Origin of the sequence: Comamonas sp. A23 (assembly GCF_004522605.1) — a bacterium.
GTDB lineage: Bacteria > Pseudomonadota > Gammaproteobacteria > Burkholderiales > Burkholderiaceae_C > Comamonas > Comamonas thiooxydans.
This window is the reverse complement of the sequence record NZ_RSDT01000003.1, coordinates 513,263-530,347: the sequence shown is the minus strand read 5'-3', so window position 1 is coordinate 530,347 and position 17,085 is coordinate 513,263. Positions and strand designations below refer to the sequence as shown.

The window sequence follows — 17,085 nt, the reverse complement described above, 5'->3', positions numbered from 1 at the left end:
CTCATCCACACAAAGCCTGCCGGCAATGCCAAGGCAGGCTTTTTTCATGACTGGTTATAAATTCTGTAACAAATGGTGATGCCTTGCCGGATGGCACACACCTCTTCAATCCGCCGCTAGGATGGTGGCCTATTGGGGCCAAGCTGCCTCGGATTGAACTCTGGACACCATGAACCAAACTGCCGCACTGCAGGGCGATGCCATCTACGCCCTGCTGGACCAAGCCCATGAGCTACTGAACGACTACAACGACGACAAGCCCGGCAACATCAGCCGTCAGGACCGCATCGCCGCTGCGGTGGAATTGATGGGGCAGCAGAACTTTGCCCCAGCCACCGTGCAGGAGCTCGAGCGCGTTCACGACTTCTGGCTCTACCTCGATCAGCCCGAAGCGGCCAACAAGCTGCTGCAGCAGCATCGCGGCACTGCCCTGGCCGCTGTCGACGAACTGAGCCCCGCAGAAGCCGCGCTGCGCCTGAGCCTCAGCGACATCCAGAGCCGCATGGGCTTTGACCAGCCCTCCGCGCAAGCCTTGCTGGGTTCGACGGCACAGGCCATTGCCGGGCTGCCCGAGGATGTGGACAGCGACAACTACTGGCATGGCTGGCACTGGATGGCCTCTCAGCTCCAGGCATGGGAAGCTGCGGCCACGGGCCTTGAGCTGCAACGCGCCCAGGAGCGTCGCAACCCCGACCTGGCTGAAGATGCAGCCTATCTCGATGCCATCCTCTGCGTTCGCAAGGCGGAAATGGCCCACAAAGGCGGCCACACCAGCGAGTCAGCCAGCCTCGTGCAGAACGCCATCAATATATTGCGCGATGCCGCGCCCGATCAGCAGGTGGACTTTGACCGCTGGATGACGCTGGCCGACCATGTGCTGCCGCTGGCCCCGCAAAGCCTGCCAGCCCTGCTCATGGCCTGTGAGCAACAGCTCGCCCGTCTGGAGAACCCGCCACCATCGCAAGCCGTCAAGGCGCATCGCCAGGTCAAGATCGTGCGGCTGCAGGCCCAGGCCTGCGCTCAGGCCGGTCAGCTGGAGGCAGCTCTGCAGCTGGCTCCTCAGGGACACTTCGGACTGACGGATGACTCGGGCGATCCCTTCACCGCCTCCTGGCTGGGCTGGCTGGAGCAGACCGGGCGCCTGAAGCAAGCCGCCGATCTGGCGCTTCAGAGCGTGCTCCACGCTCGTCCCGTCTCGGCCGTGGCCGCCTTCGAGCTCGCCAAGAAGCAGTTCAGCAACGACCCGGAAAACGCCATCACCTGGGCCCTGGTTCTGGCCATTGGCCAGACCGACGAGGACATGCGCCAGCTGCTCGCGCAAGAAGAGAGGCCGCTGCATCCGGCGGATTTCTATCTGAACATGGTGCGCGCAGCCCAGCCGGCGCATCCTGTGCTGGCTCTGCTCGACGGCCTGCGTCTGGCACGCAAGCGCCAGATGGAGCAGGCTCTGCCGCTGCTGGAAATTGGCGTGGGCCAGCACCCCGAGATGGCCGACAGCGACAAGCTGCCCGCGCTCTGGGCTGCCCGCTTTGCCGCGCTGCCGCTGGAAGAAGCGCTGGCTCGGCCTTTTCCCCAGGGCCATGGCGCGCACTGGTGCTACGCCGCCGGCGTGGTCCTTGACGATGCAGACGATCTGGCACCGCTGATGGGTGGCAAGAAGAAAGTGCCTGCGCAGGAGGTGCGCGAGCCTCTGGTCGTGCGCTACTACGAGGAGGGTCTCGCCCGCTTCGAGCATTTCTGGGCGACTGGCCAGGGCCGCTTCAAGGATGGCGACCTGCATGTGTACTCCATGCTCTGCAACAACCTGGCCATCAAGTACCGCTTCATGGACCGCTACGACGAGGCCGCCGAGCTGCACCACAAGGGACTGGGCAGCAGCCCGTTTGCCGAGCATCACAACGGCCTGCTGTGGTGTGCCGTGGGCAAGGATGACGACGCGCAGACCGTGGTTGAGGCCGAGCGCCTGTGGCATTTCGCCCAGGAGCATGGCTACAGCCGCCACGAACCCACGCGTTACTTCTCCACCGTCGCCCTGTCGCTCTACAAGCTCAACCGCGATGACGAGATCAGCATCTGGATGGAGCGCCTGGACCAATGGTTCCACGACCTGGATGAAGACGAGCAGCGCGACGTGCGCCGCAACTACCTGGCGTCCCTGATGTCCATGCTGGACTTTTTCTCCAGCACACGCCCCGAGCTGGTGCTACCGCGTCTGCGCGCGCATCAGCAAGAAGTCATCGCGCTGCAGGACTGCTATCCGCTGCGCCGCCTGGCCTGTGCGCTGGAAGCCTACCCCGAGCTGCTGGAGGAATCCGTGGCACTGCACAAGCAGGCCAACAGCTATCTGGACAAGGACGACGACGAGGACGAGCGGCGCATGTCGCAGTCCGGCATAGAGCGTGCCGAGCGCAAGCTGGCCGAGCGCGACGCCCAGGCCGGCGCTGCGGCATCGGGTCGCAAACCATGGTGGAAATTCTGGTGAATCAGGTCATCGAAAAAGCCGCTGCCGCCAGTGCCTACAAGGCGCGCGATGTCGTCAACGCGCCGGCCATCAAGCAGCGCATCAAGGAGCGCAGCGCAGAGCGCGGCGACGCAGCCGATGTCGCTGTCTGGCTGGGCAACCACTTCTACCGCCATGTGGTGGGCAATCTGCAGGCCGACGAGCCTGCCGTGCTGCGCATTGCCGACGTCCGGCAGTTGCAGGAGCTGGCCGGCCGTCAGCAGCCGCCTGCCTGGGCGCTGGAGCGGCTAGAGCGCAGGCAGGCCGGCTTCGAGCTGCCCGAGCTCTGGTGGGTGCAGCCCGACAGCGCCGCCCTGCTGGCGCTGGAGACACGGCTGGTGGAATTTCTCTCCACCCGCAAGGGCACCTCTCTCGAAGGCAAGCTGCAGCGCGTGAACTGCCCACAGGCTCTGGCGCGCTGGACGCTGGAGCATCTGGCTTTCGAGAAAAAACAGAACAGCGGCCGGGTTGAACACAGCCAGAGCGCCGTGCACGGGCTGCTGCGTGGCCAGCACGGTACCTTTGTGGAGTTTGACGGCACAAGTGCGCAGATGCGCCAGGAAATGGCCTATGAAAGCCAGATGATGGGCCACTGCGTGGGCCAGTTTGCCAACCGCAAGTCCTTCAGCGGCGGCTATGGAGAACATTACGCCGAGGGTCTCGAGTCGGGGCGCATGCGGCTGTTCAGCTACCGCACGGGCACTGCACAGCCCCGCATCACCGTCAATGCCTATGTGCAAAAGGACGGCAAGCTTCAGATCGAGCAGATCAAGGGCAAGCAGAACCGACCGCCGATTGCACGCTATATGCCCGATGTGGTGACTCTGCTCAACCATCTGCCGCTCAATGACGAGGTGCCCGAGGACGCGCTGTCCATGGGCATTGTGCGCCGCCCGCCCGAGCTGCTGAAGTCCCATCCAGGGCTGGCGCCCTGGTGCTCGGTGCAGGAGCTGCAGACCGACGACGAACAACTGTGGCTGATGCAGCAGCACCCCGCCCTGCTGCTCCGGCTCAATCTGCAGTCACCATTGATGCAGTGGATGGTGGCGGCACGCAAGGACTCGCTGGACAGCGAAGTCATTGAACGCATGCCCAAATCCGCCGCACTGAAACAGAGCTTGCTGATGGCCAGAAAGCGTCCCGGTCGCCCAGGAGTTCGCACATGAGCGGATGGACGATCTTTCTGCTCATCGTGGCCCTGATCTACTGGGTGCTGCGCGGCGGCTTCAAGCGCCTCAAGGAGGCCAAGCAACGCGGCGACATCATCAGCTACCAGGCGGGCAGCCAAGAGCGCAACTGGGCCCTGGCCCTGGCCCACCCCATGGCCTACCACGCCATGCAAGGCGGCTTTGCCAGCGATCTGCATGGCGCTGACGATGCGCTGGCCAGACAGCTGCGCCCCATGATCCTGCACCATCTTGGCCTGCGCACCGACCTCAGCGACGAACAGGTGCGCCAGCAGCTGCCCGACGCACTGCGCCAGCGCTGGTTCATGCTCGATCTGCAGCGCCTGCAGCGCAGCGACGACGTGCGCGCCGCAATGGCGTTTGCCTGCGCGCGCGTGACCTTTTTTGTGCGCAGCGCCAGGCTGCTGGAATGGACGGACGAAGCCCTGCATTGGGATATCCTTCAGCTCAACGCCCAGCGCGCCCAGCAATGCTTCGACAGCTGGCTTGCTTTCGGCCAGGCCTATGCACAGGGCCGCGCTCAATGGCTGGCACAAGGCCGCAGCGATGTGCTGGGCAAGGCTTTCACGACCGAGGAAGTGGCGCAATGGGTGACGCAGGAGCAGCACCCCTGGCATGCGATGAGCTGGAATCTGCCGCTGACCGGCGATGAGGCAAAGCCCGCCTCCGAGCCTGCGGCATAAGTGCGGGACCCCCGCAAAAACCGAGGGACTGCCAGGCAGTCCCTTTTTACATCCGCGGCGCAGGCGTTCAGGCAAAGATGCTTCGGGCTTCCGTGAATCGCTTGGCGAAGTACACATTGTCCATGCGTACCCGCTGCACCGTTCCGCCGCTGGACGGCGCGTGCACAAACTGTCCGTTGCCCACAAAAATTCCCATATGGGAATAGCGCCCGCCCAGAGTGTTGAAGAACACGAAGTCGCCGCGCATCAGATCGCGTCCGTCCACCGGGTTGCTGGCCTGCGCCCATTGCGATGTGGTGCGGGGCAGGCGCATTTCCGTGATGCCCCCCACGGCCCACTGAATCAGGCCGCTGCAGTCAAAACCGCCTTCAGGCGAGTTGCCGCCATAGGTGTATGGCGTGTTGACCACCAGCATGGTGCGCGCCAGCAGCGACTCGCGCAGCTCTGCATCCAGACTCAGGGCATTGGCCGGGCGCACGGAAGATCCGCCTTGCGCAGCAGGCCGGGGCTTGTCTTTGGTGGTGGAACACCCTGCCAGCACCGCAAGCAGCGAGCCCGCCAGCATCAGCGCGCCGCGGCGCTCCAGACATTGAGGCAGAAGTTGCCGCTGACCCGCCTCCACGAAAGTCCTGTCTTGTAGCTTCATGGAAAGGCATGTTCTCAGAAAGCCGCCCATACAGCCACCTTCTACCCACAATTACTGCGCTTCTTTACAAAAAAGTGAGCTGCTCTCGCTGGTCATTCCTTTGATTTAGATGCATTTCTCATCCAAACCCATGAACAACAAGCGCAAGCAGCTCACTTTATATAGATCGCTGATCCCAAACCAAGCACACCCCAACTCAGAGACAGCGAGCAAGAGCCGCCGCGCAGCGAGGCTGTCGTCCCCCTTGGGGGCGCCCGGCCAGGGGAAGCCGCGCAGCGGCTCAGGGGGATCAAATATCAGAACGGCAGCTTGGGCATGCCGCCGCCGCCCATCATGCCCTTCATGGCCTTCATGCCGCCCATCTTCTTCATCATCTTCATCAGACCGCCGCCCTTGAACTTCTTCATCATGGTCTGCATCTGCTCGAACTCCTTGAGCAGGCGGTTGACTTCCTGCACCTGCACGCCGGCGCCGTCGGCAATACGCTTTTTGCGCGTGGCCTTGATCAGGGCGGGGTTCTTGCGCTCCTTGAAGGTCATGGAGCAGATGATGCCTTCCTTGCGCTTGATCTCGCGCTCGGCCTTGTCCATATCGACCTGACCGGCCTTGCCGGCCAGCTCGGCGGGCAGCTTGTCCATCAGGGTCGAGAGACCGCCCATCTGCTTCATCTGCTGCAGCTGGGCCAGAAAGTCGTTGAGGTCGAAGCCGTCGCCGCTCTTGAGCTTCTCGGCCATCTTCTGCGCGGCTTCCATGTCCACGCCCTTGGTGACCTGCTCGACCAGGGCCACGATGTCGCCCATGCCCAGCACGCGCTGTGCGTGGCGGTCGGCATCGAAGACTTCCAGGCCGTCGATCTTTTCCGAGACACCGGCGAACTTGATGGGCGCGCCCGTGATCTGGCGCACCGACAGCGCAGCACCGCCGCGCGAATCGCCATCGAGCTTGGTCAGTACGATACCGGTCAGCGGCAGCGCTTCCTTGAAGGCCTTGGCCGTGTTGACCGCATCCTGGCCCTGCATGGCATCGACCACGAACAGGGTTTCGACGGGCTTGAGCGTGGCGTGCAAATCCTTGATTTCGGCCATCAGCAGCTCGTCGATGGCCAGACGGCCGGCCGTATCCACCAGCAGCACATCGAAGAAGTGCTTTTTGGCGTAGTCGATCGCGGCCACAGCGATATCGTGGGGTTTCTGGTCGGGCGTGGAGGGAAACCACTCGGCGCCAGCCTGGGCCGTCACGGTCTTGAGCTGCTCGATGGCTGCGGGGCGATACACGTCACCCGAGACCGTGAGCACCTTTTTCTTGCGCTTTTCGATCAGATGCTTGGCCAGCTTGGCCGTGGTGGTGGTCTTGCCGGCGCCTTGCAGACCCGCCATCAGAATGACGGCGGGAGGCTGGGCATTGAGGTTGATGTCGGCCACGCCTTCGCCCATGGTCGCCGCCAACTCCTTGTTGACGATGGACACCAGCACCTGGCCGGGCTGCAACGAGCTGATGACTTCCTGGCCCAGCGCCTTTTCCTTGACGCGGGCAATGAAGTCGCGCACTACTGGCAGGGCCACGTCGGCCTCCAGCAAGGCCATGCGCACTTCGCGCAGCATGTCCTGCACATTGGACTCGGTGATGCGGGCCTGGCCGCGCATCTCTTTGACAAGGCGCGAGAGTTTATCGGTGAGTGCGGAGGCCATAAGCAAAAAGCATTCGAAAGTTATGGAAGGACGGGAGTCGTGCGCGAGCGCGCAGCACGACTCTCCGGGCAGCTTGCGGACCCAGCTCAGGCGAGGCGAAGCTGCATGAACAGGCATTTTACCCGCTGCCCTTGATTGACGATGCCCCGCAGGCTTGTCCGTGATCTGCCTCAGGCGTGCAAGGTCGCTGCGCCCTGCCCCACAGCTCCCTCGAAAAAGAGACCAAGCCGGTCTTGAATAGACCTGAATGGACCTGAATCGAGCTCTCCTGCAAGTCCTGGCTCGTGGCGCAGGACTGGCCGGCTGGGCGGGAAGACTGGAGACATCGCCCGGCAGGAGAAAATCCTTGAAGAACGGGCTCGAAAGTCGACGATCTGCTCGCAAGCGCTCAAACCCACGCTCATGACCGGGTTCAGGCAGTGCTTTATGCACAAAATTGCCGGACGGCAGCGGCCTGCAAAAGATGAGTGCGGGCCAGCGGCACTATCATAGAAAGCATGCTCTCCCAACCGCTCACCGCAGCTGGCCCCATTGGCTGGATCCTGGCCATGGCCGCAGCCATTGCCTACGCCATTCCTGCACTTGCCACCCAGCACCTGCAAGAAGCCGGTGCCCGTCGCTGCCTGCGCCTGGCCTGGGCACTGCATGCCCTGCTGCTGGGCTGGGGTCTGCTTGGCGAGCTGCCGCACTTCGGCTTTGCTCCTGCACTCTCTATCACTGCCTGGCTGGTGCTGACCGTCTATGTGGTGGAGCAGCAGCTCTATCCGCAGCTGCGCTCGCGCTGGCCTCTGTCCATGCTGGGCAGCGTGGCCGTGCTTCTGGCCGTGGTGTTCCCCGGCACACCGCTGCACGTCAACGCCTCGCCCTGGCTGCCGCTGCATCTGGCTCTGGGTATTGCTTCCTACGGCCTGTTTGCCGCAGCCGTCGTTCATGGCGCGCTGATGAGCCATGCCGAGCGGCAGATGCGCCAGGGCGGCGACCATGACAGCGGACTGCCGCTGCTGACGCTGGAGCGGCTGACCTTCCGTTTTGTCGGAGCAGGCTTTGTGCTGCTGACCGCCACACTGGCCGCAGGCTGGCTGTTTGGCGAGCAGCTCTACGGCAAGGCATGGGTGTGGAATCACAAATCCATTTTCTCCCTGCTGTCCTGGCTGGCATTTGCCGTGCTGCTGTTCGGCCGCAAGCGATTCGGCTGGCGCGGCCAGAGCGCCGTACGTGTTCTTTATATCGGCGCCATCTTTTTGCTGCTGGCCTATGCCGGCTCGCGGTTTGTGATTGAAGTCCTGCTGGAGCGCGCAGCATGAAGTATTTGCTGGTCCTGCTGGTCGTGGTGGTGGCTGTCGGAATCTGGCGCAGCAAACGCCGCGCTGAAGTGGCCGAGCAGACCAGGCCTGCCAGCCCCCCCAAGCAGGCACAGACCATGGTAGCTTGCGCTCACTGCGGCCTTCACCTGCCACAAGCAGATGCCGTGAGCGACGCCTCGGGCAAGATCTTCTGCAGCGCAGAACACCGCCGCCTGGCCCAGCAAGACACTGCCCGCCACTGACCGCATGGTGAACTCCGCCTCGCCCTGGCAGCACACCGCCATCCCGCTCGATGAAGCCATCAGCCGGCGCGCGGACGCCAGTCTCAATGCCCCGTTCGTGCGCCTGTGGCAGGCCTTCCTCAGCGGCCGCGTGCTTCTGGCTCTGGCCCTGGTGCTGCTGCAGACGCTGAATCTGCAGCTGCAGAACATCAGCTCTCCCCTGGCCTGGCTGATCTGCTTCACCTATCTGACGCTGACCGTCGTGCTGCGCCTGGCTGCCGGACGTCATTTGCCGGCACCTCGCGCAGCCCTGCAATGGCTGCCCGTGATCGGCGTCGACATTGCGGCGATCTTTCTGCTGCAGATCTTTCAGGTCGGCTCGCTCAACTACACCGCGCTGCTGGCCATTCCCGTCCTGATCTCCTCGGCGCTGGGCGGACTGATGCTGGCCTTTGGCACCACGGCCAGCATCACGCTGCTGACGCTGGCCTACACCTTCTGGCAATACCATGGCGGGCTCAACGACGGCGCCCAGTCTTACTACCAGACGGCGTTTTCCTGCGCCGGCTATTTCTGCGTGGCCTATCTCACGCACGAGCTGGCCAAGCGTGTCCGGCGCGAGCGTTCCCAGGCCCTGTTCAACCGCTTGCGCACCCAGACCCAGGAGCAGGTCAACAGTCTGGTGATCAACCACTTCTCCGACGGCGTGCTGGTGGTCGACTCGAGCTTGCTGGTTCTGCAGGCCAACCCAGCTGCCTTGCAGCTGCTGGGCCTGCCCATAGATCACCCCCAGCCTTTTTCCCTGCAGGCCCACAGCTGGTGGGAGCCGCTGGCGCATTCAACACAAGCCAGCTTTGCCCATGCCCGCCCGCTGTCCGCCACGATTCACCTGCAGGCTCATGAACGACACGGCGCCACGGGCATGCATGTGCGCACACGCATCACCGAAGTTTCGGCGCCCTATCTGGACGAGGGTCCGCAGGCGCAAGCCAGCCATTCGCTTTGCGTCATGTTTCTTCACGACCTGCGCGAAATGGAAGCGCAGCTGCGCACTGAAAAGCTGGCTTCCATGGGCCGTATGTCGGCTGCCGTGGCCCACGAAATACGCAACCCGCTGGCCGCCATCACCCAGGCCAATGCGCTGCTGGCTGAAGACCTGGCGAGCCAGCCCGGTCCCCAACAGCTATGCCGGATCGTGGGGCAAAACGCCGACCGACTGGCCCGCATCGCCGAAGAAATCCTCAACCTGGCGCGCGTGCAACAGGGCGCAGAAACCCATCAGGGCCAGTCGCTGCCGCTGGACACCCTGCTGGCCCAAATCAGCCATGAATGGCGCACACAGGCCGCTCCGCCGCGCCAGCTTCTGCTGCGGCTCAATGCAACGGCCCGCCATATCCTGTTTGATGAAGAGCATCTGCGCCGCGTGCTGATCAACTTGCTGGACAATGCCCAGCGCCACCGCAGCCATGCCGGCAATGAAGCGGGCCTGCAGTTGATCAGCGGCCACGGGCCCTTGAACGGTCAGATCCAGGGTCTCGCACCGCAGGACGACACCTGCTGGTTCATGGTCTGGAGTGATGGCGCGCCGCTGGAGTCCAGCGTCGAGCGCCATCTGTTCGAGCCGTTCTTCTCCTCTCAAAGCCGCTCCAGCGGCCTCGGACTCTATATATGCCGCGAGCTGTGCCAGCGCTACGATGCCTCCATCAGCTATCAACGCCTGGCTCGCAGCACACCGCAAGGCGAGGTGAACGGCAATGCCTTTATCGTGACTCTGCGCAGCGGCCCTTCATCCCTCGCGAGCCACTCCCTGTTTGACTCGATCATGGTGTAAGCCCAGTGACATCATCGCCTCACTCATCCGCAGCGGCCAGCATTCTCGTGGTCGATGATGAACCGGATCTGCGCACGCTCTACGAGCTGACCTTGTTGCGGGAAGGCTACCGCGTGGAAACCGCGGGCTCGGTCCAGGAAGGCATGACTCAGTTGCAAGGCCGCAATTTCGATGTCTTGATTACCGATATGCGCCTGCCCGACGGGATCGGCATGGAGCTGCTGCTGCAGCTGCGCGATCAGTCGCGCAGCGAGCGCTGCATCGTCATGACGGCCTACGGCTCTGCCGAAAACGCCGTCGAGGCCCTGCGCGCGGGCGCGTTCGACTATCTGACCAAGCCCGTGGACCTGCGCCAGTTCCGTCAGGTCGTGGCTTCGGCCGTGCAAGGCATTGGCGCAGTGCCCAAGCCCGGCAACCCGCAGGCCAGCGACAGCTCGGCCGCCAGTGGCACTGGTGCGGGAACGCCAGCTGGCGCCCTGGAGGCTCTGGTTGGCAAATCTCAGGCCATGCAACTGGTCAAGCAGCGCATTGCCAAGGTCGCCAAAGGCATGGCTCCCGTGCTGATCCACGGTGAATCCGGCACGGGCAAGGAACTGGTGGCACGCGCCCTGCACGGCTGCAGCCAGCGGGCCGGCGGGCCCATGGTCGCAGTCAACTGCGGCGCCATCCCGGAAAGCCTGCTCGAAGCCGAGTTCTTCGGTGCCCGCAAGGGCTCCTACACCGGTGCCACGCAGGACAGGCCCGGCTACTTCCAGGCCGCGCAAGGCGGCACCTTGTTTCTCGATGAAATCGGCGACCTGCCCCTGGCCATGCAGGCCAAGCTGCTGCGCGCCATTCAGGAGCGCAAGATTCGTCCGCTGGGCAGCACCCAGGAAGAAGCCGTCGATGTGCGCATCGTCAGCGCCACCCACCGCGATCTGGTAGCGGAAGTGCAGGCAGGCAATTTCCGCCAGGACCTGTTCTACCGCCTCAATGTCATCGAAATCGAGCTGCCCGCGCTGCGCGAGCGCCGTGAAGACCTGGACCAGCTATGCCAGGCTTTGCTGCAAAAGCTGGCCCGCGAGTCCGGACTGGCTACGCCGGAGCTGGACGACATCAGCCTGAGCCAGATAGCCCGGCTTCCGCTGCCTGGCAATGTGCGCGAGCTGGAGAACGTGCTGCACCGCGCCATTGCACTGGGCGAGGAAGGCCCGCTACGTCTGCCCGAATCCGGCGTGCCGGCCGAGTGCGCTGGTGTGGCGGCAGCGGCTTCCTCGGGCGCTTGGGCATCGAGCGCACCGCCGCCGCAAGCTCAGCACGCAGGCAGTCCGGCCACGCTGCCGGAGGATCTGCAAGGCTGGCTTGATGAGCAGGAGCGCAGCATCCTGGTCAGAGCCCTGCAGGACAACGGCTTCAACCGCACAGCCACGGCGGCCAGACTGGGCATCAGCCTGCGCCAGATTCGCTACCGCATCGACCGTCTGGGCATAGACCTGCCGGCCGAAGGCAGCAAACACCAGAGCGACAATGTCTGATTCCACGCCTCTTTCCTCCTCCCTGGCCCAGCCCTGGCAGGCCGGCTGGTATGGTGCGGCGCGTCAGCTGAGATCTCCCAATTTCGGCCCTCGCCCCGCGGATGCGCAGATCGATCTCGTCGTCATCCACTCCATCAGCCTGCCTCCGGGCCAGTACGGCACAGGCGCGGTGCAGCAACTATTCACCAATCAGCTGGACTGGGACGCCCACCCCTATTACCAGGGCATTCGCGGCCTCGAAGTCTCGTCGCATTTCTTTATCACGCGCCAGGGCGAGATCTGGCAGTTCGTCAGTTGCGACGACCGCGCATGGCATGCCGGCGTGAGCCAGTGGCGCGGGCGCGAGCGCTGCAACGACGACTCCATCGGCATCGAACTCGAAGGCCTGGAAGGACTGAGCTTTGAAGCTCCGCAGTACCAGGCCCTGCAGCAGCTTTGCATGGCCATCGCGGCGCACTATCCGGTGCGCTACATTGCCGGGCACGAGCACATCGCACCCGGACGCAAGCAGGATCCCGGACCCGGTTTCGACTGGCAGCGGCTGCAGCAGCAGCTGGCCAGCGCAGATAGCACCCGAAGCTGGGAATTCCCTCCCAGTGCTGCAGCCTCAGGCGCAGCCTGAAATCTTCATAGCACCTACCGCCTTTCAGTACTCGATTTCATACATATTCGCAGCTGAAATCTTTTACTAGCAAGCGCTATGCGCTCCTCATTTTGAGAATCCCAAGCATCCATTGTTTCGGGGCTTCGAAACGGCATGTCAATGGCGCGCGCGCAACAACTGTCGCCTGCATCAAACACGCAAATTTTTTACATATTTCCGGCCCGATCTGCCGCCGCGCGCAACCGCGCCGCAGGCCTTTATTCATGCGGGATGAAGTCATTTTTGCGGCTGTCAAGCGGCGCTCGAAATGCCAGATTCAGTAGTTTCATCAGGTCGCTCGGATTTAAGCGCGATACACTACCGGTAGTGTTTTGAAGAGCCTCAGACCCCATATCTAGTGTTTACAAGTTGTGCACACCCTGTGCAAACCATGTGTAAACCGAGGCGCCGAATCGTGTTTTTGATGGCCTGCCCACAGTGCAGGCCTTTGTCTGCCTATCCACATACTGACTCAGAGGAACTTATGCAAGAAGCGTTGAACTCACTGCCTTCTGCCGCACCTGCCGGTGCAGCCAATTCTTCCTCCCCCAATGACAGCTATCAGATCATCCGCCGCAGCGGCGATGTGGTGGCTTTCGCGCCCCAGAAGATTGCCGTGGCCCTGACCAAGGCTTTCCTGGCTGTGCGCGGCGCACAGGGCGCGGCATCTGCCAGCGTGCGCGACACCGTCAACGAACTGACCGAAGGCGTGGTGCGCGCACTGGTGCGCTCGCGCCCCGATGGCGGCACCTTCCATATCGAAGATGTGCAGGACCAGGTCGAGCTGGGCCTGATGCGCGCCGGTCACCAGGACGTGGCCCGTGCCTATGTGCTGTACCGCGAGCGCCGCAACCAGGAACGTGCCGAGCAGAAGAAGGCCGCCGAAGTGGCCGCCGCTGCCGCCGCCAAGCCCGTGCTGCATGTGACCGACAACGGCCAGCGCGTGCCCCTGGACCAGGAACGCCTGGAGGCTCTGATCGTCGCTTCCTGCCGCAATCTGAATGCCGACATCCAGTCCGCGCCCATCGTGGCCGAGACCCTGCGCAATCTGTACGACGGCGTGCCTCTGGCCGAGGTCTACAAGGCGTCCATCCTGGCCGCCCGTACGCTGATCGAAAAAGACCCCGACTACACCTACGTCACCGCCCGCCTGCTGCTGCACACCATCGTGCGCGAAGTCATGGGCCGCGACGTGCAGCCCGCAGAAATGCAGACGGCCTATGCCGACTACTTCCCCGGCTTTGTGCAAAAGGGCGTGGACAACGAGCTGCTCAACCCCGAGCTGCTGAACTACGACCTGCCCCGTCTGGCCAAGGCTCTGAAGGCCGAGCGCGACGAGCAGTTCGACTACCTGGGTCTGCAGACCCTGTACGACCGCTACTTCCTGCACGTGCGCAAGACCCGCATCGAGCTGCCCCAGTCCTTCTTCATGCGCGTGGCCATGGGCCTGGCGCTGAACGAGCCCGACCGCAACGCCCGTGCCATCGAGTTCTACGAGCTGCTGTCGTCCTTCGACTTCATGTCGTCCACCCCGACGCTGTTCAACAGCGGCACGCTGCGCTCGCAGCTGTCGTCCTGCTACCTGACCACCGTGCCCGACGACCTGGACGGCATCTACGAATCCATCAAGGAAAACGCCCTGCTGTCCAAGTTTGCCGGCGGCCTGGGCAATGACTGGACCCGTGTGCGTGCCCTGGGCTCGCGCATCAAGGGCACCAACGGCGAATCGCAAGGCGTGGTTCCCTTCCTCAAGGTGGTCAACGACACGGCCGTGGCCGTGAACCAGGGCGGCAAGCGCAAGGGTGCGGTCTGCACCTATCTGGAATCCTGGCACCTGGACATCGAAGAGTTCCTGGAGCTGCGCAAGAACACCGGCGACGACCGCCGCCGCACCCACGACATGAACACGGCGAACTGGATTCCCGACCTGTTCATGAAGCGCGTGATGGAAAAAGGCCAGTGGACCCTGTTCTCGCCCGCCGACGCTCCCGATCTGCACGATCTGTACGGCGAAGCCTTCGAGAAGGCCTACACCGCCTATGAAGCCAAGACCGACAGCGGCGAACTCAAGCTGTTCAAACGCGTGCCTGCCGTGGATCTGTGGCGCAAGATGCTCTCGATGCTGTTCGAGACCGGCCATCCCTGGATCACCTTCAAGGACCCCTGCAACATCCGCTCGCCCCAGCAGCACGTGGGTGTGGTGCACTCGTCCAATCTGTGCACCGAGATCACGCTCAACACCAGCGACACCGAAACTGCGGTCTGCAACCTGGGTTCCGTGAACCTGGTCCAGCACATCAAGGACGGCAAGATCGACCACGACAAGCTGCGCAAGACCGTGAACACGGCCATGCGCATGCTGGACAACGTGATCGACATCAACTACTACGCCGTGCAAAAGGCCAAGGACTCCAATCTGCGCCACCGCCCCGTGGGCATGGGCCTGATGGGCTTCCAGGACGCGCTGTATGAAATGCGCACCGCCTACGCCAGCCAGGGCGCCGTCGAGTTCGCCGACGAGGCCATGGAAGCCATCTGCTACTACGCTTACTGGGCGTCGACCGAGCTGTCCAAGGAACGCGGCACCTACTCCACCTTCAAGGGCTCGCTGTGGGATCAGGGCATCCTGCCCCCCGACACCCTGAAGCTGCTGGAAAAGGCCCGCGGCGGCTATGTGGAAGTGGATCGCTCCGCCAAGCTGGACTGGGATGCACTGCGCGCCAAGATCGCCCAGGACGGCATGCGCAACTCCAACTGCGTGGCCATTGCGCCCACAGCCACCATCTCCAACATCGTGGGTGTGGATGCCTCGATCGAGCCTTCGTTCGGCAACCTGTCCGTGAAGTCCAATCTGTCTGGCGAATTCACCGTCATCAACCAGTACCTGGTGCGCGACCTCAAGCGCCTGGGCCTGTGGGACGACGTGATGGTCATGGACCTCAAGCATTTCGACGGCTCGCTGCGCGCCATCGACCGCGTGCCGCAAGAGATCAAGAACCTCTACGCCACCGCGTTCGAAGTCTCGCCCGAATGGCTAGTGGAAGCCGCCTCGCGCCGCCAGAAGTGGATCGACCAGGCCCAGAGCCTGAACATCTACATGGCCGGTGCATCGGGCAAGAAGCTGCACGACACCTACATGCTGGCCTGGCTGCGCGGTCTGAAGACCACCTACTACCTGCGCACCACCAGCGCGACCAATATCGAGAAGTCCACCGTGCAAAGCCGTGTGCTAAACGCCGTGTCCTCCGGTGCTCCTGCTGCTTCGGCTGCACCTGCGGCCAAGCCTGCGGTGAGCGCACTGGAAGCCGCTGCCGCCGCTGCCCGTGCCCAGGCACCCGCCACGGACATCAAGTTCTGCGCGATCGACGACCCAGGCTGCGAGGCCTGCCAGTAATTGACTGGCTCCCCCTGAGGCGCTTGGCCTAGGCGCCCCCCGCGCCTTCCCCCTCTCTGGCGCTGAGCGCCGGAGGGGGACGACACCCTCGGTGCGCGGCGGCGCTTCCTCGGTGTCTCTCGCTTTAGAGTGCGCCAGTATTTGAGTGGTGCCACTCCATCAATAAATGACTGAAAAGCTGGATGTCGATTGCATTGCACCCAGCCTTTTCCCCCTCAAGGAATAAATATGCTGAGCTTTGACGACGACACCTTTGCCTCTTCCGCCACCAGCGCAGAAGCCGGCGCGTCCACCAGCACCCACAAGCGTGTGAATGCCGCCGACAAGCGCATCATCAACGCCAAGACCGACGTGAACCAGCTGGTCCCCTTCAAATACAAGTGGGCCTGGGAAAAGTATCTGGCCACCTGCGCCAACCACTGGATGCCGCAGGAAGTGAACATGACGCGCGACATCGCTCTGTGGAAGGACCCCAATGGCCTGACCGAAGACGAGCGCCGCATCGTCAAGCGCAATCTGGGCTTCTTTGTGACGGCCGACTCGCTGGCTGCCAACAACATCGTGCTGGGCACCTACCGCCACATCACGGCGCCCGAGTGCCGCCAGTTCCTGCTGCGCCAGGCTTTCGAGGAAGCCATCCACACCCATGCCTACCAGTACATCGTGGAATCGCTGGGCCTGGATGAATCGGAAATCTTCAACGCCTACAACGAAGTCCAATCCATCCGCGACAAGGACGAGTTCCTGATCCCCTTCATCGAAGCGATCATGGACCCCAACTTCCACACCGGTACGCCCGAGACCGACCAGACTCTGCTGAAGTCGCTGATCGTTTTTGCCTGCCTGATGGAAGGTCTGTTCTTCTACGTGGGCTTCACGCAGATCCTGGCCCTGGGCCGCCAGAACAAGATGACGGGCGCCGCCGAGCAGTACCAGTACATCCTGCGCGACGAGTCCATGCACTGCAACTTCGGCATCGATCTGATCAACCAGCTCAAGCTCGAGAATCCCCATCTGTGGACGGCCGAGTTCAAGCAGGAAATCACGGAGCTGTTCCAGAAGGCCGTGGAGCTCGAATATCGCTACGCCGAAGACACCATGCCACGCGGCGTGCTGGGCATGAATGCATCCATGTTCAAGGGCTATCTGCGCTACATCGCCAACCGTCGCGCCACGCAGATCGGTCTGGAGGAACTGTTCCCCGGTGAAGAAAATCCCTTCCCCTGGATGAGCGAAATGATCGATTTGAAGAAAGAACGTAACTTCTTTGAGACACGAGTGATCGAGTATCAGACCGGAGGCGCACTTTCTTGGGATTAATTGCTTCTAAGCAGGCACAATGCGAGTCATGACTTGCTTCACTTCATTGCTACAAAAAACTGAGATTTTTGGCGTGAAGCAAATTTGTGTTCCTAGCGATGCGTAACTCCACATCGCTTTGAATCGTCCGGCACCGCAAGGAACCGGACGTCTT

The 17,085-nt window shown here is 62.8% G+C and carries 12 protein-coding genes; 10 read left to right on the top strand and 2 right to left on the bottom strand.

All coding sequences use genetic code 11. The features are described from left to right. The first annotated feature begins 169 nt into the window (after positions 1-169). The 3 genes from EIC84_RS10690 to EIC84_RS10680 are packed head-to-tail and all read left to right on the top strand — an operon-like array spanning position 170 to position 4,370. The gene (locus EIC84_RS10690; protein ID WP_003071001.1) at positions 170-2,482 is read left to right on the top strand and encodes a hypothetical protein; all 2,313 of its coding nucleotides are present in this window, start codon (positions 170-172) and stop codon (positions 2,480-2,482) included. After that, positions 2,464-3,666, top strand: coding sequence for a hypothetical protein (locus EIC84_RS10685; RefSeq protein WP_003070997.1), 1,203 nt, complete (start codon positions 2,464-2,466; stop codon positions 3,664-3,666). Before EIC84_RS10690 ends, EIC84_RS10685 begins: the two co-directional genes overlap by 19 nt. Beyond that, on the top strand, positions 3,663-4,370 hold the full coding sequence (locus tag EIC84_RS10680; protein WP_003070995.1) for a DUF1266 domain-containing protein: 708 nt from the start codon (positions 3,663-3,665) through the stop codon (positions 4,368-4,370). Before EIC84_RS10685 ends, EIC84_RS10680 begins: the two co-directional genes overlap by 4 nt. Before the next feature lie 67 nt (positions 4,371-4,437). On the opposite strand, the gene EIC84_RS10675 is transcribed toward EIC84_RS10680, so the two are convergent. Both EIC84_RS10675 and ffh read right to left on the bottom strand, forming a co-directional pair. Beyond that, complete coding sequence (locus EIC84_RS10675) at positions 4,438-5,016, bottom strand: C40 family peptidase (protein ID WP_003070993.1); 579 nt, start codon at positions 5,014-5,016, stop codon at positions 4,438-4,440. 296 nt (positions 5,017-5,312) lie between these two features. Next, positions 5,313-6,704, bottom strand: a complete 1,392-nt coding sequence (ffh, locus tag EIC84_RS10670) for a signal recognition particle protein (RefSeq protein WP_003070990.1) — start codon at positions 6,702-6,704, stop codon at positions 5,313-5,315. 497 nt (positions 6,705-7,201) lie between these two features. Between ffh and EIC84_RS10665 the strand changes: the two genes are divergently transcribed. The 7 genes from EIC84_RS10665 (at position 7,202) to EIC84_RS10635 (ending at position 16,931) form a co-directional block, all read left to right on the top strand. Then, positions 7,202-8,008 (top strand): inner membrane protein YpjD, encoded by an 807-nt coding sequence (locus EIC84_RS10665; protein WP_034357803.1) that lies wholly within the window; start codon positions 7,202-7,204, stop codon positions 8,006-8,008. Beyond that, on the top strand, positions 8,005-8,250 hold the full coding sequence (locus EIC84_RS10660) for a PP0621 family protein (RefSeq protein ID WP_003070981.1): 246 nt from the start codon (positions 8,005-8,007) through the stop codon (positions 8,248-8,250). The genes EIC84_RS10665 and EIC84_RS10660 overlap by 4 nt, the downstream gene beginning before the upstream one ends. A 4-nt stretch (positions 8,251-8,254) precedes the next feature. Then, positions 8,255-10,060: a PAS domain-containing sensor histidine kinase gene (locus EIC84_RS10655; protein ID WP_003070978.1), complete on the top strand. Its 1,806-nt coding sequence runs from the start codon at positions 8,255-8,257 to the stop codon at positions 10,058-10,060. 47 nt (positions 10,061-10,107) lie between these two features. Continuing rightward, on the top strand, positions 10,108-11,574 hold the full coding sequence (locus EIC84_RS10650; protein WP_003070976.1) for a sigma-54 dependent transcriptional regulator: 1,467 nt from the start codon (positions 10,108-10,110) through the stop codon (positions 11,572-11,574). Then, positions 11,567-12,196 (top strand): 1,6-anhydro-N-acetylmuramyl-L-alanine amidase AmpD, encoded by a 630-nt coding sequence (ampD, locus tag EIC84_RS10645; protein ID WP_003070972.1) that lies wholly within the window; start codon positions 11,567-11,569, stop codon positions 12,194-12,196. Before EIC84_RS10650 ends, ampD begins: the two co-directional genes overlap by 8 nt. Positions 12,197-12,701: 505 nt before the next feature. After that, positions 12,702-15,611, top strand: a complete 2,910-nt coding sequence (locus tag EIC84_RS10640; protein WP_003070970.1) for a ribonucleoside-diphosphate reductase subunit alpha — start codon at positions 12,702-12,704, stop codon at positions 15,609-15,611. 228 nt (positions 15,612-15,839) lie between these two features. Then, positions 15,840-16,931 carry a ribonucleotide-diphosphate reductase subunit beta gene (locus tag EIC84_RS10635; RefSeq protein ID WP_003070968.1) on the top strand — a complete coding sequence of 364 codons (1,092 nt, stop codon included), beginning with the start codon at positions 15,840-15,842 and terminating at the stop codon, positions 16,929-16,931. The last annotated feature ends 154 nt before the right edge of the window (positions 16,932-17,085 follow it).